The following is a 25,334-nucleotide window of genomic DNA, read 5'->3' as shown; positions in this document are numbered from 1 at the left end:
GGCTATCCGTTCCGCTGGGGGGAGTCGGTGGGGGGATCGATGGGGGAGTCGCTGGAGCCGCCGCTGGAGCCGCCGACGGGGTCGTCGGTGAAGGCGGAGGGGGTGTCGCCGGGCCACTGGCCCCGCCGCACGAGGAGTTCCCGGAGGGCGCTCGTGTTGTCGGTGACGATGCCGTCCACCCCCGCGTCGAGCAGGCGCTCCATCGTCCCGGGCTCGTTGATGGTCCACACGTGCACCTGCATGCCCAGGCGGTGAGCGGTGGTGATCAGGTCCCGGCTGAGCAGGGGGAAGGCGCCGTGGCGCAGGGGGATCTGCGCGCAGACGGGGACCCGGCCGGCCAGGGAGCGCAGCAGCGGTGACAGGGAGGCCGCCCGCAGCCGGACCACGTCCAGGGGGCCGCAGGAGGTGGCCACGGGCCGGTCGAACAGCCGCCGGGCCCGGTCCAGGCGGCGCTGGTCGAAGGAGCCCACGCACACCCGGTCCCAGGCGTTGGTGCGGCGCAGCGCCTCACACAGCGGTACGACGGCGGCGTCGGCCTTGACGTCGATGTTGAACCGTGCCTCCGGCCAGGTCCCCAGCAGGTCCTCCAGCACCGGAACCGGCTCGTGTCCGGCCACCCGGGCGCGGGCCACCTCGCGGTGCGGCAGGTCGCCGATCGCGCCGCTCATGTCGGTGGCGCGGTCCAGGGTGGGGTCGTGGAAGGCCATGAGGACGCCGTCGCGGGTGGCGTGCACGTCCGTCTCGAGGTACGTGTAGCCGAGGTCGACGGCGTACTGGAAGGCCGCGGCCGTGTTCTCCAGTTCGGTGCGGCGCACGCCCTGGTCGTCGAGGAGCCACCCGCCGCGGTGGGCGAGGGCCACGGGTACGGGGGAGGCGAGGTAGGCGGAAGTCACGCATGCAGTATGCCGGTTTCGGGGGGCTGCGCGCCCTGGGCCCGGGGGCGGCGGAACATTCCCGAAACCTGGAATGCCAGCTGGCACGGGGACGGCGGTGCCGCCTCTGTGCAGGGTGAAGGCGGAACGTCATCCTCCCGGAAGGGACCTGTTCATGTCGTACACCCCTCACCGCCACCCCTGCCCCCGGCCCCTGTGCGCCCACGGCGCCCCCGAGTACCACCGGCCGGTCCGCACCCCCGCGCGCACGCCCCTGCCGCCGCGCCACGCTCCCGTGCGCCGGTGCGCGACCCCGCTCCTGGCTGGCCACCGCACCCCCGGCCCCGTCCACCTGCTGGCCCAGCGCGTGGCCGAGGTCCTGGTCGGCCGCCGCACCCCCGAGGCGCTGCGCGACCAGGTGACCGTCCCGGTCCGCGAGGAGTTGCGCCGCCTGCGGGGCACGGTCTCCTGCGAGCTGGCGCCGCGGCTGACGCAGGTCTACCACCAGCCCGTGGACGCCGACGGTGTGGAGGCCAACGCCGTGATCCGCTGCGACCGCCGATCCCGCGTGTTCGCCTTCCGCGCCCAGCGTCAGGGGGACGGCCGCTGGGTGTGCACCCGGCTGGAGACCGACGGCGCCGTGCGCGGCCGTGGCGGGATGCCCGTCGAGCCGACCGGGTGAGACCGCCGCGCCGGGCCGGGGACGAACGCCGGGCCACGGCCCGCGCGGTCCGGCCGGTGTCCGTCCTCCTCCCGCTGCTTCCCGCGCCCGCGTCACGGCGAGGACCGCTGCGCCGTGCCGCGGGCGGTCCTCCTCCGCTTGCCCGGGCCCGGCGCGGACGCGGGTTCCGCTGGACGGAAAGCACCTGGATTTCCGGTGAGGAGCCTGGATAAGGTCCCCGTGGGGTGTTCTCCGGACCGGAGGGCTGACCCCGTCTTCGAACGGCGGCGCCCGTGACGCGGCCCGACCGTTCCCGGCACGCGGTGGTCCCGAACGACGGGCCCACCGCCGAGCGAAAAGGAGGGGGCGGTCACGGCGCTCCCCGCGCCGGGACGGCCGTCCGTTGTATGAAACCTGCTGACATCGCCCACCTGCACAGCATCGGCGCGCCCACCCTGTCCCCCGACGGCCGCCGCGCGGTCTTCGCCGTGACCCGGCCGGACCTGGAGGAGGACGCCTACCTGGGCTCCCTGTGGTCCGTGCCCACCGACGGCTCCGCGCCGCCCGCCCGGCTCACCCGGGGCACCAGGGACAACGGTCCGGTGTTCTCCCCCGACGGGCGGTGGATCGCCTTCCTGCGCCCCGACGAGGACAAGCGCCCGCAGATCCACGTCCTGCCCGCCGACGGCGGCGAGCCCTGGAAGATCACCTCCCACCCGCTGGGCGCGGGCGCCCCCCGCTGGAGCCCGGGCTCCACCCGGATCGCCTACACCGCGCGCGTCCCCGAGGCCGACCGCTACGTGGACCGCGAGCCGGGCAAGGAGCCGCCCCGGCGCATCACGCAGCTCAAGTACCGGCTGGACGATCTCGGGTTCGCCAACGACCGGCGCACGCACGTGTTCGTCTCCGCGCCCCTGGACCCCTCGGGAGAGGTGGGGGAGCCGGTCCGGGTGACCCGTGGCGACTTCGAGCACCGGTCCGTGACCTGGAGACCCGACGGCGCCGAACTGGTCTTCGCCGCCGCGCGCCACGCCACCCGCGACACCGACCTGGTGGAGGACCTGTGGGCGTGCGCGCCGGAGGAGGGCGCCGAGCCGCGCCGGGTCACCGCCGGGAACCTGGACGCCGCGCGCAGCGACTTCTCCGGGGACGGCGCCACCGTCTACTTCCTCGGTGACGAGCTCGGCCCCGACCTCGACGACTTCGTGGGCCAGACCAGCGCCCTGTGGTCGGTGCCCGCCGACGCCTCGGCGGCGCCCGTCCGGCTGACCCCCGCCCGGAACCCGCGGATGGCCGGGGGCCCCAAGGTCACCGGGCGCGGCCTGCTCGGCCTGGCGGAGAACCGGGGCGCGGTGGACCTGGTCCTGGTGCCCTTCGGGGGCGGCGAGCCCGAGACGGTCGTCGGCGGCCCGGTGCAGGTCCAGTCCTTCGACAGCGCGGGCGGCGTCACCGTCGCGGTGGTCGCCGACGGCCGCAGCAGCGGCGAACTGGTCGTGGTCGGTGACGGGGGCACGCGGGCGCTCACGGAGTTCGCCGGCGCCCTGGACCCCCTGCCGATGAGGGAGTTGACGGCCCGCACCGCCGACGGCTACCCCGTGCACGGGTGGGTCACCGTGCCCGAGGGCGAGGGCCCGCACCCGGTGGTGCTGATGATCCACGGCGGCCCCTTCGCCCAGTACGGTCACCAGCTCTTCGACGAGACGCAGGTCTACGCCGCGGCCGGGTACGCCGTGGTGATGTGCAACCCGCGCGGCTCCTCGGGCTACGGGCACGAGCACGGCCGTGCCGTCATCGGCTCGGTGGGCGCGACCACCGCCACCGACGTGCTGGCCTTCCTGGACGCGGCGCTGGAGGACGAGCGGCTGGACTCCTCGCGGGTGGGCGTCATGGGCGGGTCCCACGGCGGGTTCATGACCACCTGGATCGCCGCCCACCACGGGGAGCGGTTCCGGGCGGCGATCAGCGAGCGCGCGGTCAACGCCATCGAGAGCTTCCACGGCTCCTCCGACATCGGCTCGTTCTTCCCCGGGCCGCTGTACGGGCCGCCGCAGACCTGGGCCAAGGAGAGTCCGCTCACCTACGCCGACCGGATCGACGTCCCGTTCCTGATCATCCACTCCGAGGAGGACTGGCGCTGTCCGGTGGAGCAGGCGCAGCGCCTGTTCGTGGCGTTGAAGCTGCGCGGCCAGGAGGCGGAGATGCTGCTCTTCCCCGCTGAGGGGCACGAGCTGTCGCGCTCGGGCCTGCCCAGCCACCGCGTCGCCCGCTTCGAGGCGGTCCTGGACTGGTGGCAGCGACACCTGTGACATGTGCCGGGGCGGGGCCCGTCCCCGCCCCCTTCCGGTGGTTCACGTGATACACACCACTTTTTCGACGGGCTTTACCCTGTTTTGGGGTGTCTCCAGGGGGGAGAACTAGTCCCCGTCACGCCCGCTCACGCGGGCTTTTCGGCCCTCTTGTTATGGAACCGCTGGTCAGAGGGTTGCCCAAGGGGAGGTAACGAAAGGGTCGCGACCGGTCCCGTTGGTGAATTAGTGTTCCCTCAGGCCGGAACGCCCCCGTTAGTCACCACAAGGGTGACGGTGTCCGGTTTCCGTCGCACTCTCGCTCACGAGCAGTCCTTTCCCATGAGCAGAGGCCACCGCAGAACCCCGGCACACCTCCCTCGGCCCCCTTGAGCGCCGCCCGCCGGGATCCCCCTCACCGCGTTCCCACGCGCCCTCATCCGGGCGCGTTCTCGGGATGCCCTGCGCTGGTAGGCGGGTGTGGGAGAAAGGCAGTCGGTCCCTTGACTCGCAACCCCGAGCCCGGAAGGCGCAGCAGGCGCCGTGTCGCGACGGTCGGCTGCGCCACCCTGGGCGCCGTCGTCCTGTCCTCGGGCGTGGCCTTCGCCGAGCCCACCGCCGAGGAGGCCCGCGAACGCTACGAGCAGCTCCAGGAGGAGCTCTCGACCCTGAACGAGGCCTACAACCAGGCCGAGGAGGACCACGCGGCCGCCGAGGCCGAACTGGAGGAGGTCGAGGAACAGCTCGCCAAGGCCCAGGAGGAACTGGAGGCCATGTCCGGCACGGTCGCCGGGATCGCCCAGACCGCCTACACCGGGTCCACGCACAGCCTCTTCACGGTCCTGTTCCGCGGCGACCCGGACGGGTCGCTGCAGAACATCGCCGACCTGAACTTCCTGTCCATGGGCCAGGACGCCGTCCTGGACGACTACGTCGCCCAGGTGGAGCGCGCCGAGGGCCTGCGCGACCAGGCCGCCGAGTCGGAGGCCGACGCCTCCGCCGCGCTCTCCGAGGCCGAGACGGCCAAGGAGGAGGGCGAGGCCGCCCTGGACGAGCAGTCCGAGGTCCTGGAGAGCCTGGACGGGCAGGACCCGACCGCCTCCGAGGCCTCCACGGGCGGCGGCGAGGCCGTCGCGGCCTCCGGCGACGTCCAGGCGGTCCTGGACTTCGCCCGCGCCCAGATCGGCAAGCCCTACGTCTGGGGCGGCACCGGCCCCGACGGCTACGACTGCTCGGGCCTGGTCCAGGCCGCGTGGGCCCAGGCGGGGGTCAACCTGCCCCGCACGACCTACGACCAGGTCAACGCCGGCACCCGGATCTCGCGCGACGAGGTCCAGCCCGGGGACCTGCTGTTCTTCTACAGCGAGTCCTCGCCCAGCCACGTGGGGATCTACTCCGGCAACGGCAACATGATCCACGGCTCCAACCCGTCCAAGCCGCTGGAGGAGGTCTCCCTGGCCGCCTACTGGGACAGCGTCTTCACCGTCGCCGTCCGCGTCGGCTAGGTCGTGTTCCTCGGTTCATTTCCGGCTCGCGACCACCTGGCTGCCTCTCGCCGCGCCGGTTCCGCTTGAGAAGCCAACCGGGCTGACCCGCGCGAACCGTCTCGCGAGAGATGGCCCGGACGGCCGCTCGCTGATCTGAAAGCCTCCGCGGAACACTCCCTGGCGGACCGACCGGAAGCGTTGCCCGTGTGAGGCGAGGGCTGCGGCCCGCGACGGCCTCGTACCCACGGCCGGTGCCGACGCACCGGGCGCGCCGTGGGTACGAGGCCGCGCCGGAGGGGGCCGAACAGCGCGCCCTTCCCGTAAGCGGGCCGTACACGCGGGTTCCGGCCGGCGGCGCGCTCCGCGTATTCTTCCGCCCATGGGACGTCTCGTGTTCAGGGTCGCGGCCGCGGTCGCGGTCGTCATCGCCTTCTTCTGGATCCTGTCCGTGGTGGTCGGTCTCCTGATCTGGCTCCTGATGGCCGCCCTGCTCGTGGGCGTGGTCTGCCTCGGCGTCCGGATGCTCAGGGCGCAGGGCGGCCAGGACCGCTGACCGCGCACCCGCTGCCGGGGGCGCGCTGCCGGAACCCGTGCGGCGCGCCCCCGTCCGTGTGCCCGGTCCGTTCGCCGCGGACCCGTTTCCTGACACATGGGCGAAGGCCTCCGCGATGGAGCCGGGCGAGGGTATGGTTACTATGTGTCACTGAATAAGCACGTAGGGTCTCATGTTGACGGAGTGTCTCACCGTGGCCGGGTGGAACGCGTCCTCACCCGCGTCTTCCGCAACGACTGGAGTGCGCTGACACCGCCCGACATCGGACGCTGGACCCCCGACCTGCGGGTCAGCGTCGTCATCCCGGCGCGCGGCGGGCAGCGCCGCCTCGACCTCGCCCTGGCCTCACTGGCCGCGCAGACCTACCCCGAGGACCTGATGGAGGTCGTGGTCGTGGACGACCACTCCTCCCCGGCACTGCGCCTGCCCGACCTGCGCCCCGCCCACTGCCGCGTCCTGACCGTCCCCGACGGCGGCTGGGGCGCCGGATACGCCCGCGCCTACGGCGCCCACTCCAGCACCGGCGACGTCCTGCTGTGGATGGACTCCGACATGGTGGTGTGCCGCGAGTTCGTCGAGGCCCAGGCGCGCTGGCACCACGTCCACGCCGAGGCCGTCACGCTCGGCCGGGTCCGCTTCGCCGACACCGGGCCCCAGAGCCCCACCGACGTCCTGGCCCTGGCCCGCACCGACGCCCTGCACACCGCCCTGGACACCGGCCGCCACCACGCGTGGGTCGAGCGCGTCCTCACCGGCAGCGACGGCCTGCGCGACGCCGACCACCTGGGCTTCCACGCCTACGTCGGCGCTGCGGCGGCCGTGCGCCGCAGCCTGTACGAGGCCGCCGGGGGAGTGGACCCCGACCTCGACCTGGGCCAGGACACCGAGTTCGGCTACCGCCTCTGGCAGGCGGGCGCCGTCCTGCTGCCCGAACCCGCCGCCACCGGCTGGCACGTGGGCCGCGCGGGCACCGCGCGCACCCGGCTGCCCTCCGAACGCTTCCGCACCGAGGTCCTCGCCGAGTTCATGCCGCACCCGCACGCCTACCGCGAGCGGGTACCGGCCCACCGGCGCCGCATCCCGCTCGTGCACGCCGTGGTCGAGGTCTCCGGCGCGCCCTACGACCTGGTCCGCGGCTGCGTGGACCGGCTCCTGGACAGCGCCGAGACCGACCTGGCCCTGACCCTGGTCGCCGACTGGGACGGCGCCGAGGAGGGCGGCGCCGCCGTACACGGGGCGCGGCGGCTGCGGGCGGTGGACGGCCGGGCCCGGCGCGACATCGGCGGACCCCACCTGGACCTGCGACTGATCCAGGCCAACTACCTGCGCGAACCCCGGATCTCCTTCGCCACGTCCGCGCCCCGCACCGGGTTCCCCTCACCGTTCCTGCTCCAGGTCCCGGTCTCCTGGGGGCTGGGCCAGGTGGCCCTGTCGCGCCTGCTGGCCAGCGCCGAGCGCGCCCGCGCGGGGCTCACCGAACTCTTCCCGGCCGCCTCGCCCACCCGCGACGCCGGGGTGCGGCTGTGGCGCACCCGCGCGCTGGCCCGGGCCCTGCGGGTACGCGAGGAGGACGAGGACCTGGGCGACGTGGTCGCCGCCCTGCACGGCCGCTACCGGATCCACGCGGGGGAGGAGACGCTGACCGACCTGTCGCTGTACCGCTCGGTGCCGCCGCCCCCGCGCACCGAACCCGAACCGGCGGAGGTGGCCGCCCCCTCCCCGGGGGCCGGGACGGAGGAGCGTCCGGCGGGGGAGTGCGGCACACCGGAGCACGAGACGGGGCGGGAGCCCACCAGCGCCGCGCGGTCCGGCGGCTGGCTGCGCTCGGGATGGGCGCGGGCCCGCCGGAGGCTGCGCCGCGAGCGCGGCTGACCGCCTCCCGGGGCCCGACCGCGACCGGGCAGATGGGGGAAGACATCGACCCGGAGAGCGGGCGGACCCCGCCGAGCGCCCCCGCATCCCGGGGATGACCGAGGGCGACGCGGCCGGTACTCAAGGTACCCGACGCCGCGCGTGCGACGGGCACGCCGCCGCGGTGACGTGCCCGTGACGTCCGTTCCCGCGGCTCGGGCGGCCCGGGACCGGCCGGACCCGCGGGGTCACCGCCGCGCGGGCGGAACCGCTCAGCTGACGGCGGCGATCGACTCCAGGAGCTTCTCGCGCAGGGCGTCGCTGACCGGGGCCGACCCGGTCTCCTCGGAGGCGGCCGACTGCCCCTCCGGGCTCACCACGTAGCGCAGGAAGGACTTGGCCCGCTCGGCCTGGCCGTCGTCGGGGTAGTCCAGGCACACGACCTCGTAGCTGACCAGGACCAGCGGGTAGCTGCCGGCCTCGGTCGTGCCGTAGTTCAGGTCCAGTGCCAGGTCGTACTCGCTGGGGTTGTCCTCGCGCTGCGGGGACTCGGCGACCACCTGGGCGGCGGCCTCGGGGGAGATCTCCACGAACTCGCCGCCGACGCCGATGTCCACCGTGGACATGCCGTGCACGTGCGACATCTCCACGTAGCCGATGGACCCCTCGGCCCGCTCGACCGTGTCGGCGATACCGCTGTTGCCCTGCGCCGACTCACGCGGGGTGAGCGGCCACTGCCCGCTCGGCTCGTGCGGCCAGGCGTCGGGCGCCGCGGCGCTGAGGTAGTTGGCGAAGTTCTCCGTGGTGCCGGAGTCGTCGGAGCGGTTGACCGGGGTGATCGCCATGTCCGGCAGGTCCGCGTCCGGGTTGTCCTCGGCGATCTCGGGGTCGTTCCACCGCGTGATCTCCTGGTTGAAGATCTTGGCCAGCGTCTGCGGGCGCAGGTTCAGCGAGTCCACGCCCTCCAGGTTGAACACCACCGCGATCGGGATCACGTAGGCGGGCAGGTTGATCACGTCGGAGCCGCCGCACCGCTCCCTGGCGTCGGCGTTCTCGTCCGGGTCCATCGCCGCGTCGGTCCCGGCGAAGGCCACCGCGCCGTCGATGAACTGGCTGCGCCCGCCGCCCGAGCCGATCGAGTTGTAGTAGACGCGCGCGTCGTCGCAGGCGGACTGGTAACCGGCGATCCAGGTCGTCATCGCGTTCTCCTGGGCGCTGGAACCGGCCCCCGAGAGGCTGCCGGAGAAGCACTCCAGGCCCTCGGGAACCTCCGGCGCGGCGCTGTCCGGAACGGCCTGGTCGCTGCCGCAGGCGGTCACGGCCAGCAGCAGGCCGGCCAGCGCGGCCGACGCTGAGACCCCCCTGGAGGCCCCGCCGTGGCGGAGGACGCCGGTCTTGGTGCGCTTGTTGGACGGGAGCACGACTGCTTCTATCCCCTTCGTCGGTGTCGGTGGTCCTGGTCTGCGTTCACCGCCGCGCGTCCCCGAACGGGAGCGTCGTCGCTGGTGATGGAGCACCGCCGAAGAATTTAACCATCGGCGGACCACCACCCCCAAGGCGGCCCCGTGTGGCATGGCGCTCACGCGGACCGGCGTGCATGACACGCGGACGGTACGGGCACGGGTAGATGCGTGATGAGCACGCACGACACGTCCACCGCTCCGACGTCAACCTACCGCCTCCAGCTGCGCCCCGGGTTCACCCTGGAGGACGCCGCGGACCTGCTCGACTACCTGGACCGACTGGGAACCGGGGCGGTCTACCTGTCCCCCGTACTGGCCGCCGCGCCGGGCTCCCAGCACGGCTACGACGTGGTCGACCCCACCCGGGTCTCGCCCGAACTGGGCGGGGACGCCGCCCGCGAGGCCCTGGCCGCCAAGGCGCACGAGCTGGGTATGGGCGTGGTCGCCGACATCGTCCCCAACCACATGTCCGTGGTGCGCGCCGACGCCAACCGCTGGTGGTGGGACGTCCTCGCCCACGGACGGGACTCGGTGTACGCGCGCTGCTTCGACATCGACTTCGACGCCGGACCCGTGCTCATCCCCGTGCTGGGCGACGACGGCGACGGCGGACGGGCCGCCCTGTCCGCCCTCGTCCTCGCCGACGGCTGCCTGGCCTACCACGACAAGCGCTACCCGCTCGCCCCCGGCACCCACGGGCCCGGCGACTCCGTCGAGGCGGTGCACGAGCGCCAGCACTACCGGCTGGTGTCCTGGCGGCGCGGCGACGGCGAACTCACCTACCGCCGGTTCTTCGACGTCAGCGAACTGGCCGCCGTGCGGGTGGAGGAACCCGGCGTCTTCGACGCCACCCACGCCGAGATCCTGCGCTGGGCCGAGCTCGGCCAGCTCGACGGTCTGCGGGTGGACCACGTGGACGGGCTCACCGACCCCGGCGGTTACCTGCGCCGCCTCGCCGAGCGCTTCGGCGGCTGGGTCGTGGTGGAGAAGATCCTCGCCCCCGGCGAGAGCCTGCCCCAGTCCTGGCCGGTCGCCGGGACCACCGGGTACGACGCCCTGCGCGAGCTCTGCGGCGTGTTCGTCGACCCCTCCGGTGAGGCCGATCTGACCACCCTCGCCCTCGACCACGGGGTGGAGGTGGACGTCGCCGAGGCCGACCTGCGGGCCCGCCGCCACGCCGCCTCCGTGCTGCTGCGCACCGAGGTGCGGCGGATCGCCGCCCTGCTGCCGCCCCGGCCCGAACGCGGGCGGGAGGAGCCCCCGCCCGAAGCGGTGCGCCGCCGTGAGGAGGCCGTGGCCGAGCTGCTGTGCGCCTTCGACGTGTACCGCTCCTACCTGCCCGAGGGCGAGCGCGACTGGGCCCGGGCGGTGGAGACCGCCGTGGAGCGGCGCCCCGACCTGGCCCACGACCTGGAGGCCGTCGACCTGCGGGTGCGCCGCGACCCCCGGGGCGAGGCCGCGCGGCGCATCCAGCAGACCAGCGGGATGGTCGTGGCCATGGGCACCGAGAACACGGCCTTCTACCGCACCACCAGGTTCGTCGCCCTCAACGAGGTGGGCGGTGACCCCGCCGACTTCGCCGTCACGCCGCGCGAGTTCCACGACGGCGCGGCCCGCCGCGAGGCCGCCCGGCCGCACACCATGACCACCCTGTCCACGCACGACACCAAGCGCTCGGAGGACGTGCGCGCCCGCCTGGCCGCCCTGTCGGAGGTGGCCGAACCCTTCGCCGAGGCCGTGCGCCGCTGGGCCGGGCGGTGCGCCCTGCCCGAGCCCGCGCTCAACCTCCTGGGGTGGCAGACCCTGGTCGGCGCCTGGCCCATCGGGGAGGAGCGCCTGGCCGACTACCTGCTCAAGGCCGCCCGCGAGGCGCGGCTGGGCACCTCCTGGACGGAGCCGGACCCCGACTTCGAGGACCGCGTCCGCTCCTGGCCCGCGCGGGTGCTGGGCGACAGGGCCCTGCGCGGGGAGGTGGCCTCCGTGGTGGAGTCGGTGCGCGAGGCCGGATGGAGCAACTCCCTGGGCCAGAAGGCCGTGCAGCTGCTCGGCCCGGGCGTCCCGGACCTGTACCAGGGCACCGAGCTGTGGGACCTGTCCCTGGTGGACCCCGACAACCGCAGGCCTGTGGACCACCAGGCCCGCGCGGACCTGCTGACCCGGATCGAGGACGGCTGGCGCCCGCCGGTGGACGCCACCGGCGCGGCCAAGCTCCACCTGGTCCGCGCGTGCCTGCGCGCGCGCCGCGAGCTGCGCCCCACGGGGTACCTGCCGCTCACCGCCTCCGGCCCGGCCCGGGACCACGCCCTGGCCTTCGCGCGGACCTCGGCCGGAGCCGACCGGCCCGACCTGGCGGTGGTCGCCACCCGGCTGCCGATCGGGCTGGCCGACGCGGGGGGCTGGGCGGACACGGTCGTGGCGCTGCCCTCGGGGCCGGGGACCTGGACCGACCGGCTCACGGGCCGGGCCGTGGCGCCCGACAGCGCCGACGGGCTCGTCCTGGCGCACCTGGCCGGGGTCCTCGACCGGTACCCGGTGGCGGTCCTGGCCCGGGAGTGAGGGGCGCCGTCCGGAGGCGGTCCTCACCGCACGGCGGCGTGGAGCGGTAGGGGAGGCGCAGCGGAGGAAACCGGGGCGTCGCGCCGCTGCGCCCCGGCCTCTTCGGAGCGCGGGTAGGCTTGCCGCGATCATGGCGCGTACCGACACCCCACACACCACCGGCCCCAGGCTGCGCATGCCCGCGGCCGTCGCGGCGGCCCTGGCCTGCCCCGCCTGCGGCAACGGACTGGACCCGGGCGAGCGCGGGCTCTCCTGCGGCGCCGGGCACAGCTTCAACGTGGCCAGGGAGGGGTACGCGAGCCTGCTCACCGGCGCCACGCCGCCCGGGACCGGAGACAGCCGGGAGATGGTCGCCGACCGCCTCCGGTTCCAGGAGGCGGGACACCACGACCCGATCTCCGCCGCCCTGGCCGCCGCCCTGGCCCGCGAGCTCACCGCGCCCGCGCCCCTGGTCGCCGACATCGGCGGCGGAACCGGGCGCCACCTGACCCGGGTGCTGGAGGCCCTGCCCGACGCCGTGGGGCTGACCGCCGACGCCTCCAAGTTCGCCGCCCGCAAGGCGGCCAGGGCGCACGAGCGCGGCGGCGCCGTGACCGCCGACGCCTGGCGGGGCCTGCCGCTGCGCGACGGCTCCGCGGACGCCCTGCTCAACGTGTTCGCGCCGCGCAACGCCGCCGAGTTCCACCGCGTCCTGCGCGCCGACGGGGTGCTGCTGGTCCTCGTGCCCGCCGCCGACCACCTCGCCGAACTGCGCGGACCGCTGGGCCTGCTGGAGGTGGACCCGCGCAAGGACGAACGCCTCGCCGACTCGCTGCACGGGCACTTCGCCCCCGCCGGGGCCGAGGACCTGCGCTTCACCATGGACCTGGACCGCGCCGACGCCGCGACCGTCGTCGGTATGGGACCCAGCGCCCGCCACATCGACGCCGGGGACCTGCGCGCCCGCATCGCCGCCCTGCCCGAACCCGTGGCCGTCACGGCGTCGGTGCGCCTGCACGTCTACCGCCCGCTCCGCTGAGCGAAACGGGCAGGTCCAGGCAACACCGGCAGCCGCGGATGGCGGGCGCGCGATCCGGGTAGACCACCCTGCGTGAACCGAGCCCAGACCACCCCGACCACGTCCGACGCCCTCGCCGCCCCCGCCGTCCCGGGTGTCGGCGTCCGCGGCGACTTCGCCGTGTGGGCGCCCCACCGCGAACGCGTCCGCCTGCGCCTGTACGGCACGGCACAGCGCGAGGGCGCCGCGGAGCGCGACGTCCCCATGCGGCCCGACGACGACGGCTGGTGGCGCGTCCGCGTCGAGGACGCCGGGCCCGGCACCGAGTACGCCTACCTCCTGGACGACGACCCCCAGCCCCTGCCCGACCCCCGCTCGCTCCACCAGCCCCACGGCGTCCACGGCCCCAGCCGCGTTCACGACCACGCCGCCTTCGCCTGGACCGACGCCGACTGGACCGGGCGCCCCCTCGCGGGCGCCGTCGTCTACGAACTCCACGTGGGCACCTTCACCCCCGAGGGCACCCTCGCCGCCGTCGCCGACCGCCTCGACCACCTGGTCGACCTCGGCGTCACCCACGTCGAACTCATGCCGGTCAACGCCTTCGACGGCACACACGGCTGGGGCTACGACGGCGTCCTGTGGGCGGCCGTCCACGACCCCTACGGCGGCCCCGACGCCCTCAAGACCCTCGTCGACGCCTGCCACCGCCGCGGCCTGGCCGTCCTGCTCGACGTGGTCTACAACCACCTCGGCCCCTCGGGCGCCTACATGCCCCGCTTCGGCCCCTACTTCCACGGCGAGAACGCCTGGGGACCCTCCCTCAACCTGGACGGCCCCGACTCCGACCCGGTCCGCCGCACGGTCCTGGACAACGCCCTGGACTGGCTGCGCCACTACCACCTGGACGGGCTGCGCCTGGACGCCGTGCACGCCCTGCGCGACGACCGCGCCACCCCGCTGCTGGCCGAACTCGCCGAGGAGGTGCAGGCCCTCGCCGCCGCCCTGAACCGGCCGCTGTCCCTGGTCGCCGAGTCCGACCGCAACGACCCCCGCACCGTCCTGCCCCGGGAGGCGGGCGGACTGGGCATGACCGCCCAGTGGTCCGACGACCTCCACCACGCCCTGCACGTCGCCCTCACCGGGGAGGCGCACGGCTACTACGCCGACTTCGCCGACCCCGGGGCGCTGCCCGCCGCGCTCACCCGCGCGTTCTGGCACGCGGGCACCCGCTCCAGCTTCCGCGGCCGCACCCACGGCGCCCCCGTGGACACCGCGCGCGTCCCCGGCAGCCGCTTCCTGGCCTACCTGAGCACCCACGACCAGATCGGCAACCGGGCCCGGGGCGACCGCATGGGCGAACACCTCTCCCCGGGCCTGCTCGCCTGCGGCGCCGCGCTGGTGCTGTGCTCCCCCTACACCCCCATGATCTTCATGGGGGAGGAGTGGGGGGCCGCCACGCCCTGGCCGTTCTTCGCCTCCTTCGCCGACCCCGACCTGGTCAGGGGCGTACGCGAGGGCCGCCGCCGCGAGTTCGCCGCGCTGGGGTGGGCCGAGGAGGAGATCCCCGACCCCATGGACCCGGCCACCCGCGACGGCGCCGTCCTGGACTGGTCCGAGCCCGGACGCGAACCGCACGGGCTGGTCCTGGACACCTACCGGGCGCTCATCGCCCTGCGGCGCGTGGAACCGGAGCTGTCCGACCCGCGCCTGGACCGCGCCGCGGTCGAGACGGGCGGCGGCGGGCGCCAGCTCGTCCTGGTCCGGGGGAGCCTGCGGGTGGTGTGCAACCTGGACGCCGACGGCGCCGAGGTGGAGCTGGACGCGGCCCCGCACGAACTCCTGCTCGCCAACGGTGAGCCCAGGACCGCGGGGACCACCGTCACCGTTCCGGGGGAGTGCTTCGCCGTCCTGAGGGTGTGAGCCGCGCCGGGCGGGGCCCGCCCGGCGTGCTCCCGCGCGCGGACCCGCCCGGAGCGCCGGAACGTCACCGCGGCCCCCTAGCCTCGGTACGGCCCGCGACCCCGTGACGGAAAGGCACCACATGAGCGGCGACGCCCTGACCCTCGACCGGAGCTTCGAGGCGCCCAACGGAACCGTGCGCTGGGCCCGGTTCGGGGACGGGGACCCGGTCGTGCTGCTGCACGGCACGCCCTTCTCCTCCCACGTCTGGCGCCACGTCGCCCGCGCCCTGAGCGCCCGGTACACCGTCCACGTGTGGGACATGCCCGGCTACGGGGCCTCGGCCAAGCACGAGGGGCAGGACGTGTCGCTGGCCGCCCAGCAGGCCGCGTTCACCGCCCTGCTCGACCACTGGGGGCTGGAGCGCCCCGCCGTGGTGGCGCACGACTTCGGCGGCGCCGTGGCCCTGCGCTCGGCCGTCCTGGACGGGGCGGCCTACGACCGCCTCGCCCTGGTCGACGCGGTCAGCGTCCGCCCCTGGGGCAGCGACTTCTTCCGCCTCGTCAACGCCAACGCCGACGTGTTCGCCGCGCTGCCCCCGCACCTGCACGAGGCTCTGGTGCGCGCCTACGTCTCCTCCGCGGCGCACCGCGAGCCCCGCACCGACGTCCTGGACGCGCTCGTGCGCCCCTGGCTGGGTGCGGACGGCCAGCCCGCGTTCTACCGGCAGATCGCGCAGGCCGACGAGCGCTACACCGCCGAGGTCGAGGACGCCTACGCCGATCTCGACCTGCCGGTGCTGGTGGTGTGGGGCGAGGAGGACACCTGGCTTCCTCTGGACCGCGGCCGACGGCTCGCCGCCGCGATCCCCGGGGCGCGGCTGCGCGTCCTGCCCGGGGCCGGGCACCTCGTCCAGGAGGACGCACCGGCCGAGCTGACCGCCGCCCTCCTGGACTTCCTGGGCTGAGGGCGCCCGGGCGGGTCAGCCGACCGGCCCGGTGGACACCGCATCCCCGCCGCAGCGGCGGTCGCGTGACGCGCGGGCTCAGCCCTCCAGTGTCCGGAAGACCTCCAGCCACTGCCCCGGGTCCACGTGTCCGACGGGGGTACCGGCGGCGATCCCGGCCCGGGCCAGCGCCCGGTCCACCCGCCGGGCGGGGTGGGCGCGGCGCAGCGACGCGCCCAGCGATCCGCCCGCTCCCCCGAACCCCAGCTCGACCAGGCGCCGGTAGCCGCTCATCCGTCCCGGCTCCACCAGCGGCGTCCGGCGCCTGCGCAGCACCAGGATGCCCGAATCCACCCGGGGCACCGGCCGGAACCGCTGCCGGTCGATCCGCCCGGCCAGCGACCACGACCACTCCGGCCAGGTCAGCACCGTCAACCGGCTCCACCGCCCGAACCCGCCGGTGCGCTTGCGCGCGTACTCCAGCTGGGTGACGAGGGTGGCCGAGGCCAGGCCCCGCGCGTCCAGGCACCAGCGCACGATGTCCGCGGTGCGCGCGTAGGGGATGTTGCCCACCAGGTGGAACTCGCCCCGCGGCGGGCGCACCCGGGTGAAGTCGGCCCGCGCCACCCGCACCCCGCTCGCGGGGTCGCGGTAGCGCGCGCAGAGCCGTTCGGCCAGGCGCGGGTCGATCTCGTAGGCCAGGACCCGGCGGGCGGCCGGGGCCAGGAAGCGGGTGAGGGCGCCCTCACCCGGCCCCACCTCCACCACCAGGTCGGCGGGGCCGATCCCGGACACCGCCACCACGCGGCGGGCGGCGCCCGGGTCGGCGAGGAAGTTCTGGGAGAAGCGGCGCCGGTTGTCACCGGCACCCGTGCGACGTGAGCGTTCGGTACGTGCCACGGAAGGTCCGTTCCAGCCACCCTGCGGTGGCCGACGAGGACGGGCGGCACGGACGGGCGCGCCACACGGCGCGCGACAACGCGAAAGGAGGTCCGGGCAGCCCGTCCGAGGGAAGGAGGGACGCGACTGTGCCTGGACCGGAGGGTCACACGGGAAGGAGGAGGTGCCGTCCGCGGTCGTCGCCGGGCCGACCGCCGTGCGGGCGCGCACGGGCGCGCCCGCGCCGACGGCGGCGGGCGGCGCACCCCTCCCGAGCCGTCCGGACACGCGGTGGGGACACGCGCGCGAAGCGGAGGGGGAGGGGCGGGGCTCCCGGCGGGCCGGACGGACCCCGCGGGCGGGGTTCGCGGCGGCCGGGACGGCGGACTACCGGCCCAGGCGCGGGGACCGGGGCCGGACGACGTGGGTGTGGCAGCTCACCGGCCAGGCGTGGGCCCGGCAGACGATCGCCTGGAAGCAGCACATGGCGACCAACCTAGGAGCACGCCCGCGGCGGCGGCAACCGGTTTTCCCGGCCTCGGACCCGCCCGAAAAGGGTTCGCCCTCCCCGGGCCGAACACGCCATACTCGCCCCCATGCCCGACTTCGCGGACTTCGACACCCGCCACTACCGCACCGTCGACGTGGCCACCGGCTACGACGGCTGGTCCAGCACCTACGAGGACTCCGTCCTGGACGCCATGGACCTCGCCCTCCTGGACGGCCTGGCCGTCCCCGACTGGTCGGCCGTCGCCCGCGCCGCCGACCTGGGCTGCGGTACCGGCCGCACCGGTGCGTGGCTGCGCGGCCGCGGGGCCGGGCGCGTGGACGGCGTCGACCTCAGCTCCGGCATGCTGGCGCTGGCCGACAGGCGCGGCGCCCACGACAGCCTCACGCGGGGCGACGTGCGCGACACGGGCCTGCCCGGCGCCGCCTACGACCTGGTCATCGCCTCCCTGATCGACGAGCACCTGCCGGACCTGGCGCCCTTCTACGCCGAGGCCCGGCGGCTCGTCCGGCCCGGGGGGACGTGCGTGCTGGTCGCCTACCACCCGCAGTTCTCGATGGTCTCGGGGATGCCCACCCACTACACCGACGCCTCCGGCGAGGACATCGCCATCGCCACCCACGTCCACCTCATCAGCGACCACGTGCGCGCCGCCTCGGCCGCGGGATGGCGGCTGGCCGAGATGGCGGAGGGCACCGTGGACGACACCTGGGTGGCGGCCAAGCCCACATGGGAGAGGTTCCGGGGCCACCCGATCTCGGCGGCCTTCGTGTGGACCGCTTTCTAGGATCCGGCTCCGTCGGGCCTGCGGCGCCCGTGCGCCCGCCGTGTCCCGGAGCGCGCCGGGGGCGCGCTCGCGTCCATGAGGCGCGAGGCGGCACGCGGGCCACCGTCAGCGCAGCAGCGCCTCCCGCCACAGCTCGCGGTGGCGCCCGACGTACTCCGACGCCGGTCCCCAGTGGTCGGCGTGCCCCTCCGCGTGCAGGCGCGCCCACGGCTGCTCGCCCGTCCGCGCGCCCTCCGTCAGCAGGTCGTACATGCCGCGCACGCGGCCCAGGACCGCGTCGGGCAGCTCACGGCGCTGGGCCCCGTCGCACCCGTACCCGTCCGCCAGGGCGCGCAGCCGCCGCGCGTCGCGCCGGGGGTCCCCGCTCCCGTGCAGCGGCACGAACCCGTGCGCGGCGTACCCGAGGTCGCCCATGCGCGTGCCCGGACCGGCGCAGTCCCAGTCGATGAAGGTCCAGGCGTCGCCGTCGCGCACCAGGTTCCACGGCGCCAGGTCGTTGTGGCAGACGAGCTCCTCGCGCTCGTGGGGGATGGGCACCTCCCACACCGGCTCCTCCCGGGGCCGGTACGCGGCGGTCAGGTCGTGGAGGCGGCGGATCGTCCCGCCCAGCCGACGCAGTTCCCCCTCCGTCATCGCAGCCGTCCGGTCCGCCAGCGTCCCCGGCACGTATCCGAGCACCTGGCGGCCCCGCTCGTCCCTGCCGACCGCGGGAGGGGACGCCTCGTAGCCGTGCGCGTGCAGGTAGGTGAGCAGGAGCAGCACGGAGGGGGAGGAGCGCCGCCACGGTTTGCGCACGGTCCGGCCCACGCGCACCACCTGGTCGGCGACGTTGCCGCCCTCCAGCACCTCTTCCTCGGGTGGGGTCATAGTCCCTCATGCTCCACCGCGGGGCAGGGGGAGTCCACCGGTTTTCACCGGTCCCCGGGGGCTTGCCGGTCCTCGTCGGCCCGCTGCTCCGCGGCGGCCAGGGACGCGTCGTCCAACCGGGCCAGTCCGGCGAGCAGGCCCAGGCACAGCAGCCCCATGGAGGCGAACACCCAGGTCAGGCCGAGGAACTCCGCGAGGAGGCCGCCCGCGGCGGCGCCGAGCGGCATGGTGCCCCAGGCCAGCAGCCGGTAGGCGCTGTTCACCCGGCCGAGCAGGGGATCGGGGGTGATCCGCTGGCGCAGCGACACCGTGACCACGTTCCACACCGCGAGCCCCAGCCCGCCCGTGAAGAAGCCCGCCGCGACCAGGACGGGGTCGGCGGTCAGCGCGGGCAGGCCCACGAGCACGGCGAAGGTCAGCACGCAGGCCCGCAGCGCCCGGGTGCGTCCCACCAGCCGCTCGATCCGCCCGGCGCCCAGGGCGCCGATCACGCTGCCCGCGGCGACGGCGGTCATGAGCAGGCCGTAGGCGGGCTCGGACAGGCCCATGGGCGAGTCGGGGCCCACCGCGAAGAGCACGAAGACGGTGAAGGCCGCGTTGCTGGCGAAGTTGCTGGCCCCCACCATCGCCGCGAACGAGCGCAGGATCCGGTCGCGCCACAGGAAGCGCAGCCCCTCGGTGATGTCGGCGCGCAGGGTGGCGGGCGCGGCCCGCCCGGTCCGGAACCGGCCGCGCACCAGCAGCAGCGCGCCCACCGCGACCAGCCACAGCGACGCCGGGGCGGTGAAGGCCGCCGCCGCGCCCACCGCCGCCAGCAGGCCGCCGAGGGGAGGCCCGAGGAACTGGTTCGCGGTCAGCTCGGCGGCGTGCAGCCGCCCGTTGGCCCGGGGGAGCCGGTCGCGGCCGACCACCTGGGGCAGGATCGACTGGGCCGAGGTGTCGTAGAGGGTCTCGGTGACCCCGACGCACAGCGCCACCGCGTACAGCAGCCAGACCGAGCCCAGGTCCAGGGCCAGGGACAGTGCCAGGACGCCGAGCAGCAGCGCCCGGGCGAGGTTGGCGCCGAGCATCGTGCGGCGCCGGTCGAGCCGGTCGGCCAGTGCGCCCGCCGGGAGCGAGAAGAACAGCCACGGGAGGGTCAGCGCGAACGTCACCCCGGCGATGAGGGCGGGGGAGTCGGTGAAGCGCAGCGCCACCAGCGGCAGCGCCGTCTTCAGCACGCCGTCGGCGAGGTTGGACAGGGCGGAGGAGGTCCACAGGTTCCAGAAGGCGGCGCCCAGCGGTGCGGGGTGCGGGCGCGGCGGCGGAGCGGGAGGGGTGTGCGGGGGGCTGGTGTCCGTCATGCGATCGAGAATGGCAGATCGATTGATAAAACTCAATCGATTGCTGGAAATCGACCGTTGTTACCCTCGGGACATGGGAGAACCGGAACAGAGCGGGACCGCCCGCCGCCCGCGCACGCGACGACCGGCCACGGTCCAGGAGGCCAAGGCCCTGGCCCATCCGCTGCGGGTGCGCATCCTGCGGCTCTGCCTGACCCGGGAGCTCACCAACAAGGAGCTGGCCGACCGTCTGGAGGTCACCCCGGGCACGGTCCTGTACCACGTCCGCCAGCTCGTGGACGCGGGCCTGCTGCTGCCCGCGCCGGTGCGCACCGGGGCCAGCGGCGCGCTGGAGAAGCCCTACCGCGCCACCGGGGAGACCTGGTGGCTGGACGGCCCCCTTCTGGACACCGACGCCGGTTCCGCCGTCGCGCCGGTGGAGGCCTTCCAGCAGGAACTGAGCGAGGCCGGACCGGAGTCGGTGCGCATCTACTCGCGCTTCGTGCTGCACCTGTCGGACGAGGAGGTGGCGGAGCTGGACCGCCGCATCGTCGCCGTCTTGGACGAGTACGTGGCCACCGACGGCCAGCGCGCGGACCGGCCCGTCTACGCCGGGGCGTTCCTGCTGCACCGACCCGCCGACTGACCGCCGCGCGGGCCGCGCGGCGGCGGGTTCCGGGCCCGGCCCGGCGCCCGTCGTGTCCTGTGGCGGCCCCCGAACCCCTCCGGGCGGGGCAGCCGGGTCAGCGCCGGTGGATCTGCCGTCCGCTCAGCCTGCCGGGCGTGATCCTCAGGACCTGGTCGCGCGCCCCCTCGGCCCAGGGCCGGGGCAGGCCGCCCTGCGGCAGGCGTGCCAGCTCGGCCGCGTCGCGGATCCACGAGCACCGCCCGCTGGCCAGCACGCTCCACCCCTGGCGGCGCTCCTCGTCGAGGCTGTCCACCTGGAAGGCGGCGTATCCGCGCGCGTGGCGCATGACGGCCCCGGCCAGCGTGGAGCGGAACACGATGCCGCCGTCGACCATCGTGTAGTTCACCGGCAGCACCGTGGGCGCCGCGTCCCCCGCGATCGTGAAGGCCACGCGACCGATGTCGCGCGTGGCCAGCAGGTTGAAGCAGGTCTGGCGCTCCAGGACGGTGAAGCTGGCCCCGTCGTCACCCTCGATGATGTCGGCGCCCTCCAGCAGCTCCTGCTCGTCGGCGAGGCGGTCGGTCCCCGCGTACTCGTCGGACGGCCCCCGCTGCTCCGGCGGCGCGACCGGTCCCGTGACCGACACCGGCGGCGGCCTCATCCGGTCGGCGCCCTCTGATCCAGCCATCGCCAGCTCCCCCCGAGAAGAGTGCCCCCGTGTCCTTCCTCCGCCGTCGGCGCGGTTCGCGGGCCCGGGGACGCGGCCCGCGCGTCGTCGGCGAAGGTCCCCGATCCCCGACTACCCCCCGGGGCGACCAGCGCAAACAGCCGGTCGGCACCTCCGGGTCCGGAGGCGGCGGCCCGGTCCGTTCCCGGGCGGGGCGGAATGTTTGATTCCCCTGGGTGGCGGTCAACTTACTTATGGTGAATGTCCGGCGCCTGTCAGGAGGCATGACGTGCCCGCTCGACACATCGACGCCGAACCCCGGCGACCCAGGATCCTGGACGTCACCCTGCGCGACGGCGGCTACCTCAACGACTGGCGCTTCACCGACGCCACCGTGCGCGAGCACACCAAGGTCCTCGGCGAGGTGGGCGTGCCCTACGTGGAGGTCGGCTACATCAGCGACGACCCCGGGCGCGAACCCACGCTCCGGTGCACCCCCGACCTGCTGCGCCAGGTCGGCGAGGACGTCGGGCCGGCCCGCGTCGTCGCCATGCTCGGTGTGAACGGCAGGAGCCCGGACGAGGTCGCCGCCCTGCTGCGGCCCCGCGCCGAGGTGCTCGACGTGGTCCGCCTGACCTGCCTCCTGGAGAGGCTGGACCACGTGCTCGCCGCGGCGGAGGCGGTGTGCGCCACCGGCGTCACCTGCTCCCTCAACCTCATCAGCGTCACCGCCTACGAACCCGGGGAACTGGCCGAGGCGGCCGAGCGCGTGGCCCGGGCGGGCGTCGCCGACTGGCTCTACCTGGCCGACTCGCGCGGCGCGCTGCTGCCCGAGCACGCCGCCGAGCTCTTCGCCGGGGTGCGGGCCGCCTGGCCCGGCCCGGCGGGCTTCCACGGCCACGACAACCTCGGCCACGCCGTCGCCAACTCCCGGATCGCGCTGGAGGCGGGCTTCGACCTCGTGGACGGCTCCCTCCACGGGTACGGCCTGGGCGGCGGCAACACCGACCTGGCCGAGGCCCTGGCCCTGGTCGGGGAGGTGGACCGCCCGCGCCTGGCCTCCCTGGCCGAGCGCGTGGCGGCGGAGATGCCCCCGCCGCCGCCCTTCCAGCACCTGTATCCCCTGACCGGCTGGCGCAACCTGGAACAGGAGTGGGCCCCCGACGTCTGGGAGGCCCACGGCGAGGGGGCCGGGGAGTTCCTGCGCGGCCTGGCCTGGAAACGCTACAAGGAGGTCGGGGAGGTCCTGGGCGATGCGTCGGCTCCCCGGCCCTGAACACCCTGTCGGCGGCGGCGCCCGGGTCCGGGCCGCGGCCGCGCACCCCGCCACCCCCTGGAGGAACGGTTTGACCCGGCCCGTCCGCTGTCTCGTGCTCAACGACCGCCACCCCCTTCCCACCGACACCCTGGACCACCTGTCCGACGCGCTGGAGGCGCACTGGGTCCAGACCGCCGACGGCGAGCTGGACCCGGCCGAGGAGTTCCGGCGCCGCCCGGACACGCGGATCCTGGTCACCACCTACGCCGACCTGGGCGCGCGCAACCTGCGTTTGCTGCCCGACCTGGAGCTGGTGGTGGCCACCACCACGGCCGTGGAGTACGTGGACCTGGAGTACTGCCGCGAGCGCGGCGTGGCCGTGTGCAACACCGCCGGGTACACCGGTCCCGCGGTGGCCGAGCACGCCGTCGCGCTGATGATGGCCGTGGCCAAGAGGATCGTGCCCGTCCACGCCCGGGTCCGGTCGGGCGATCTGCTCTGCGCGGGGGAGCAGGGCATGGAACTCGCGGGCGGCACCGCGGGGATCGTCGGCATGGGCGGCATCGGCGCGGGGGTGGCGCGCATGGTGCGCGGCCTGGGCATGGAGACCGTCCACGCCAACCGCAGTCCGCGCCGTGCCGAGGGCTCGGTCCAGGTGGAGCTGGACGAGCTCCTGTCGGTGTCCGACGCGGTCTTCCTCACCCTGCCGCTGGACACCGCGACCCGCGGCCTGCTGGGCGCTGCCGAGCTCGCCCTGATGAGGCCCTCGGCGGTCCTGGTGAGCATCTCGCCCAACGAGGTCGTCGATTCCGGGGCGCTGACGGAGGCGCTGCGCGCGGGGCGCCTGCGCGGCGCGGGGCTGGACCTGGTCGGTGAGCGCAACCCCTACCCGCCGCTGGACAACCTGGTGCTCAGCTCCCGGTTCGCCGCCAACACCCGCGAGTGCCAGGAACGGCGTCGGGGGGTGTGGGCGGCCGCGGTGACGGCCTTCGTCGAAGGCCGGGAGCTGCCGCACCGGATCGTGTGAGGACGGGGACGGGCCGGGCGGCACGCGCTCGCCCGGCCCGTCCCCGTGGGGGAAGGCTCCAGGGCCTGTTCTCTGAACCGTTCTCCGGGCGCCCGAACACAAGAAGGGCCGCGCCGCGGGCGTCCGTTGAGGGTGGTGGTGGGCGACGGGTGGGATGGAGCGGAGCGGAGGCCCAAGAGAACACTGCCTAGCGGCCGGTCACCCGCACCGGGGTGTCGTCCAGGGAGTCGTCGCGCGTCTCACGGCTGATCAGCAGAGCCACCAGGGTGATCACGCCGACCAGGACGAGGTAGCCGCCGACCCAGTTCAGTCCCAGGGTGCCCGCCAGCCACGTCGCGATGTAGGGGGCGAACGAGGCGCCCAGCAGGCCCGCCAGGTTGTAGGCCACCGAGGCGCCGGTGTAGCGCACCTTGGTCGGGAACAGCTCCGGCAGCACGGAGGCCATCGGGCCGAAGGTCAGGCCCATCAGGCTCAGCCCCACGATGAGGAAGGCCAGCACGCCGACCGTGCCGCCGCCGCCCATCAGCGGGCCCATGGCGAAGCCGAAGACGATGATCGCGACGGTGACCCAGACCAGGACCGGCTTGCGGCCGAACCGGTCGGCGAGCAGGCCCGCGACGGGGGTGAACACCCCGAAGAACACCACGCCCACCAGCAGGAACACCAGGAACTGCGACCGGTCGTAGCCCAGGCCCGCCACCGGGTCGGTGCCGAAGCCCAGGGAGAACACGGTCATCAGGTAGAACAGCACGTAGGTGGCGAGCATGATCAGCGTGCCCAGCACCACGGCGGGCCAGTTGGTGCGGAACACCTCCGCCATCGGCGACTTGACCCGCTCGCCCGAGGCGACGATCTTGGCGAAGGCCGGGGTCTCGTGCAGGGTCAGGCGGACCCACAGGCCGATCACGATCAGCAGGGTCGAGAGCAGGAACGGCACGCGCCAGCCCCAGGCCAGGAAGGTCTCGTCGCTCATGAACTGGCTCAGGGCCAGGAACACGCCGTTGGCCAGGAAGAACCCGATCGGCGCGCCCAGCTGCGGGAACGAGCCGTAGAAGCCGCGCTTGCCGGGAGGGGCGTTCTCGGTGGCCAGCAGGGCCGCGCCGCCCCACTCCCCGCCCAGTCCCAGGCCCTGGCCGAAGCGGCACACCGCCAGCAGCAGCGGGGCCAGGACGCCCACCTGCGCGTAGGTGGGCAGCACGCCGATGCCGACGGTGGCGATGCCCATGGTCAGCAGGGACGCCACCAGGGTGGCCTTGCGCCCGACGCGGTCGCCGAAGTGGCCGAACACCCAGGAGCCGATGGGGCGGGCGACGAAGGCGATGGCGAAGGTCGCCAGCGACTGCAGCCGCGCCGCCAGCATGTCGCCCTCGGGGAAGAACAGCGCGGGGAAGACCAGGACCGCGGCCGTCGCGTAGATGTAGAAGTCGTAGAACTCGATGGACGTCCCCACGAGGCTGGCCGTGAGGACCCTCCTCTTGGGATTGGCCGGTGGCTCGGCCTCTTCTGGTGCGCGTGGGGCGACGTCCGTCATGGGACTTCTTTCCAGGTCAGTGGGTGCGGATGGCTGGATGCTAGCTCCGCTCGCCACTGCATGAAACATTTGTCTCACCATGTGGACATATGTGGCCTCTGTGTCCTTCTGGGGTTTTCCCCGGGTCGAGGAGCCCGGAACCCGCACGCACACGGGCCTCCGCCTCCCCGGGAACCGCACGCCCGGGTTCGGCCGCAGGAGGCGGCGGTGGCGATCCGCGCACCGCGACCGGCGGGCCGGACGCGGCTTCGGGGGCGGGCGCGGCGGTGCGGGGCCGTGCCCGGCCC

The 25,334-nt window shown here is 74.7% G+C and carries 20 protein-coding genes; 13 read left to right on the top strand and 7 right to left on the bottom strand.

Annotation, left to right across the window (positions count from 1 at the left end; translation table 11 throughout):
* Positions 1 to 2: 2 nt before the first annotated feature.
* Complete coding sequence (locus tag AC0VX6_RS15115; protein ID WP_475464787.1) at positions 3 to 893, bottom strand: glycerophosphodiester phosphodiesterase family protein; 891 nt, start codon at positions 891 to 893, stop codon at positions 3 to 5.
* Between the two features lie 154 nt (positions 894 to 1,047).
* Here AC0VX6_RS15115 and AC0VX6_RS15110 point away from each other — a divergent pair, with 154 nt between their 5' ends.
* From AC0VX6_RS15110 to AC0VX6_RS15090, 5 genes are all read left to right on the top strand, one after another.
* Positions 1,048 to 1,554 carry an Rv3235 family protein gene (locus AC0VX6_RS15110; protein WP_274973339.1) on the top strand — a complete coding sequence of 169 codons (507 nt, stop codon included), beginning with the start codon at positions 1,048 to 1,050 and terminating at the stop codon, positions 1,552 to 1,554.
* 386 nt (positions 1,555 to 1,940) lie between these two features.
* Positions 1,941 to 3,839, top strand: coding sequence for a S9 family peptidase (locus AC0VX6_RS15105; protein WP_475464785.1), 1,899 nt, complete (start codon positions 1,941 to 1,943; stop codon positions 3,837 to 3,839).
* Between the two features lie 482 nt (positions 3,840 to 4,321).
* Positions 4,322 to 5,323, top strand: a complete 1,002-nt coding sequence (locus tag AC0VX6_RS15100; RefSeq protein ID WP_274973337.1) for a C40 family peptidase — start codon at positions 4,322 to 4,324, stop codon at positions 5,321 to 5,323.
* Between the two features lie 361 nt (positions 5,324 to 5,684).
* Entirely contained in the window at positions 5,685 to 5,858 is a 174-nt protein-coding gene (locus AC0VX6_RS15095) for a hypothetical protein (RefSeq protein WP_274973336.1), read from the top strand.
* A 201-nt stretch (positions 5,859 to 6,059) separates the two neighbouring features.
* Complete coding sequence (locus tag AC0VX6_RS15090; protein WP_475464783.1) at positions 6,060 to 7,730, top strand: glycosyltransferase family 2 protein; 1,671 nt, start codon at positions 6,060 to 6,062, stop codon at positions 7,728 to 7,730.
* A gap of 251 nt (positions 7,731 to 7,981) precedes the next feature.
* Here AC0VX6_RS15090 and pstS read toward each other — a convergent pair whose 3' ends face one another.
* A complete protein-coding gene (gene pstS / locus AC0VX6_RS15085) occupies positions 7,982 to 9,130 on the bottom strand; it encodes a phosphate ABC transporter substrate-binding protein PstS (protein WP_248770635.1) in 1,149 nt (382 codons plus the stop codon).
* 213 nt (positions 9,131 to 9,343) lie between these two features.
* On the opposite strand from pstS, the gene treY reads away from it, so the two are divergent.
* The 4 genes from treY (at position 9,344) to AC0VX6_RS15065 (ending at position 15,594) form a co-directional block, all read left to right on the top strand.
* On the top strand, positions 9,344 to 11,728 hold the full coding sequence (treY, locus tag AC0VX6_RS15080; protein ID WP_475464781.1) for a malto-oligosyltrehalose synthase: 2,385 nt from the start codon (positions 9,344 to 9,346) through the stop codon (positions 11,726 to 11,728).
* Positions 11,729 to 11,858: 130 nt separating this feature from the next.
* Positions 11,859 to 12,746 (top strand): putative RNA methyltransferase, encoded by an 888-nt coding sequence (locus AC0VX6_RS15075; protein ID WP_274973333.1) that lies wholly within the window; start codon positions 11,859 to 11,861, stop codon positions 12,744 to 12,746.
* 72 nt (positions 12,747 to 12,818) lie between these two features.
* The gene (gene treZ, locus AC0VX6_RS15070; protein WP_475464779.1) at positions 12,819 to 14,648 is read left to right on the top strand and encodes a malto-oligosyltrehalose trehalohydrolase; all 1,830 of its coding nucleotides are present in this window, start codon (positions 12,819 to 12,821) and stop codon (positions 14,646 to 14,648) included.
* Positions 14,649 to 14,769: 121 nt separating this feature from the next.
* Positions 14,770 to 15,594 carry an alpha/beta fold hydrolase gene (locus AC0VX6_RS15065; RefSeq protein WP_475464778.1) on the top strand — a complete coding sequence of 275 codons (825 nt, stop codon included), beginning with the start codon at positions 14,770 to 14,772 and terminating at the stop codon, positions 15,592 to 15,594.
* A 78-nt stretch (positions 15,595 to 15,672) separates the two neighbouring features.
* Here the strand turns inward: AC0VX6_RS15065 and erm are convergent, their stop codons facing one another.
* The gene (gene erm / locus AC0VX6_RS15060; RefSeq protein WP_274973330.1) at positions 15,673 to 16,473 is read right to left on the bottom strand and encodes an ErmE/ErmH/ErmO/ErmR family 23S rRNA (adenine(2058)-N(6))-methyltransferase; all 801 of its coding nucleotides are present in this window, start codon (positions 16,471 to 16,473) and stop codon (positions 15,673 to 15,675) included.
* Positions 16,474 to 17,048: 575 nt separating this feature from the next.
* On the opposite strand from erm, the gene AC0VX6_RS15055 reads away from it, so the two are divergent.
* Positions 17,049 to 17,747, top strand: a complete 699-nt coding sequence (locus tag AC0VX6_RS15055) for a class I SAM-dependent DNA methyltransferase (RefSeq protein WP_475464776.1) — start codon at positions 17,049 to 17,051, stop codon at positions 17,745 to 17,747.
* A gap of 105 nt (positions 17,748 to 17,852) precedes the next feature.
* Here AC0VX6_RS15055 and AC0VX6_RS15050 read toward each other — a convergent pair whose 3' ends face one another.
* Positions 17,853 to 18,614 (bottom strand): phosphotransferase, encoded by a 762-nt coding sequence (locus tag AC0VX6_RS15050; protein ID WP_475464774.1) that lies wholly within the window; start codon positions 18,612 to 18,614, stop codon positions 17,853 to 17,855.
* 44 nt (positions 18,615 to 18,658) lie between these two features.
* Entirely contained in the window at positions 18,659 to 19,957 is a 1,299-nt protein-coding gene (locus AC0VX6_RS15045; protein WP_475464773.1) for an MFS transporter, read from the bottom strand.
* A gap of 73 nt (positions 19,958 to 20,030) precedes the next feature.
* Between AC0VX6_RS15045 and AC0VX6_RS15040 the strand changes: the two genes are divergently transcribed.
* On the top strand, positions 20,031 to 20,582 hold the full coding sequence (locus AC0VX6_RS15040; RefSeq protein ID WP_274973327.1) for an ArsR/SmtB family transcription factor: 552 nt from the start codon (positions 20,031 to 20,033) through the stop codon (positions 20,580 to 20,582).
* A gap of 97 nt (positions 20,583 to 20,679) precedes the next feature.
* Here the strand turns inward: AC0VX6_RS15040 and AC0VX6_RS15035 are convergent, their stop codons facing one another.
* Positions 20,680 to 21,252, bottom strand: a complete 573-nt coding sequence (locus AC0VX6_RS15035) for a pyridoxamine 5'-phosphate oxidase family protein (protein ID WP_475464772.1) — start codon at positions 21,250 to 21,252, stop codon at positions 20,680 to 20,682.
* Between the two features lie 268 nt (positions 21,253 to 21,520).
* Here AC0VX6_RS15035 and AC0VX6_RS15030 point away from each other — a divergent pair, with 268 nt between their 5' ends.
* Positions 21,521 to 22,507, top strand: coding sequence for a beta/alpha barrel domain-containing protein (locus AC0VX6_RS15030; RefSeq protein WP_274973326.1), 987 nt, complete (start codon positions 21,521 to 21,523; stop codon positions 22,505 to 22,507).
* A gap of 70 nt (positions 22,508 to 22,577) precedes the next feature.
* Positions 22,578 to 23,516 carry a 2-hydroxyacid dehydrogenase gene (locus tag AC0VX6_RS15025; protein ID WP_274973325.1) on the top strand — a complete coding sequence of 313 codons (939 nt, stop codon included), beginning with the start codon at positions 22,578 to 22,580 and terminating at the stop codon, positions 23,514 to 23,516.
* 187 nt (positions 23,517 to 23,703) lie between these two features.
* Here AC0VX6_RS15025 and AC0VX6_RS15020 read toward each other — a convergent pair whose 3' ends face one another.
* Entirely contained in the window at positions 23,704 to 25,047 is a 1,344-nt protein-coding gene (locus AC0VX6_RS15020) for an MFS transporter (RefSeq protein WP_212639683.1), read from the bottom strand.
* Positions 25,048 to 25,334: the final 287 nt, after the last annotated feature.

Source organism: Nocardiopsis sp. iso_25, assembly GCF_056173305.1.
The sequence above is the reverse complement of the archived record's forward strand: the minus strand, read 5'-3'. Positions and strand labels throughout refer to the sequence as shown.

What these genes read in the sequence shown, in the direction of transcription:
- AC0VX6_RS15065 (WP_475464778.1), top strand. Translation starts at nt 14,770, where the DNA reads ATGAGCGGCGACGCCCTGACCCTCGACCGGAGCTTCGAGGCGCCCAAC.
- AC0VX6_RS15105 (WP_475464785.1), top strand. Translation starts at nt 1,941, where the DNA reads ATGAAACCTGCTGACATCGCCCACCTGCACAGCATCGGCGCGCCCACC.
- AC0VX6_RS15020 (WP_212639683.1), bottom strand. Translation starts at nt 25,047, where the DNA reads ATGACGGACGTCGCCCCACGCGCACCAGAAGAGGCCGAGCCACCGGCC.
- AC0VX6_RS15110 (WP_274973339.1), top strand. Translation starts at nt 1,048, where the DNA reads ATGTCGTACACCCCTCACCGCCACCCCTGCCCCCGGCCCCTGTGCGCC.
- AC0VX6_RS15040 (WP_274973327.1), top strand. Translation starts at nt 20,031, where the DNA reads ATGGGAGAACCGGAACAGAGCGGGACCGCCCGCCGCCCGCGCACGCGA.
- treY (WP_475464781.1), top strand. Translation starts at nt 9,344, where the DNA reads ATGAGCACGCACGACACGTCCACCGCTCCGACGTCAACCTACCGCCTC.
- AC0VX6_RS15055 (WP_475464776.1), top strand. Translation starts at nt 17,049, where the DNA reads ATGCCCGACTTCGCGGACTTCGACACCCGCCACTACCGCACCGTCGAC.
- AC0VX6_RS15035 (WP_475464772.1), bottom strand. Translation starts at nt 21,252, where the DNA reads ATGGCTGGATCAGAGGGCGCCGACCGGATGAGGCCGCCGCCGGTGTCG.
- AC0VX6_RS15095 (WP_274973336.1), top strand. Translation starts at nt 5,685, where the DNA reads ATGGGACGTCTCGTGTTCAGGGTCGCGGCCGCGGTCGCGGTCGTCATC.
- AC0VX6_RS15050 (WP_475464774.1), bottom strand. Translation starts at nt 18,614, where the DNA reads ATGACCCCACCCGAGGAAGAGGTGCTGGAGGGCGGCAACGTCGCCGAC.
- AC0VX6_RS15045 (WP_475464773.1), bottom strand. Translation starts at nt 19,957, where the DNA reads ATGACGGACACCAGCCCCCCGCACACCCCTCCCGCTCCGCCGCCGCGC.
- AC0VX6_RS15075 (WP_274973333.1), top strand. Translation starts at nt 11,859, where the DNA reads ATGGCGCGTACCGACACCCCACACACCACCGGCCCCAGGCTGCGCATG.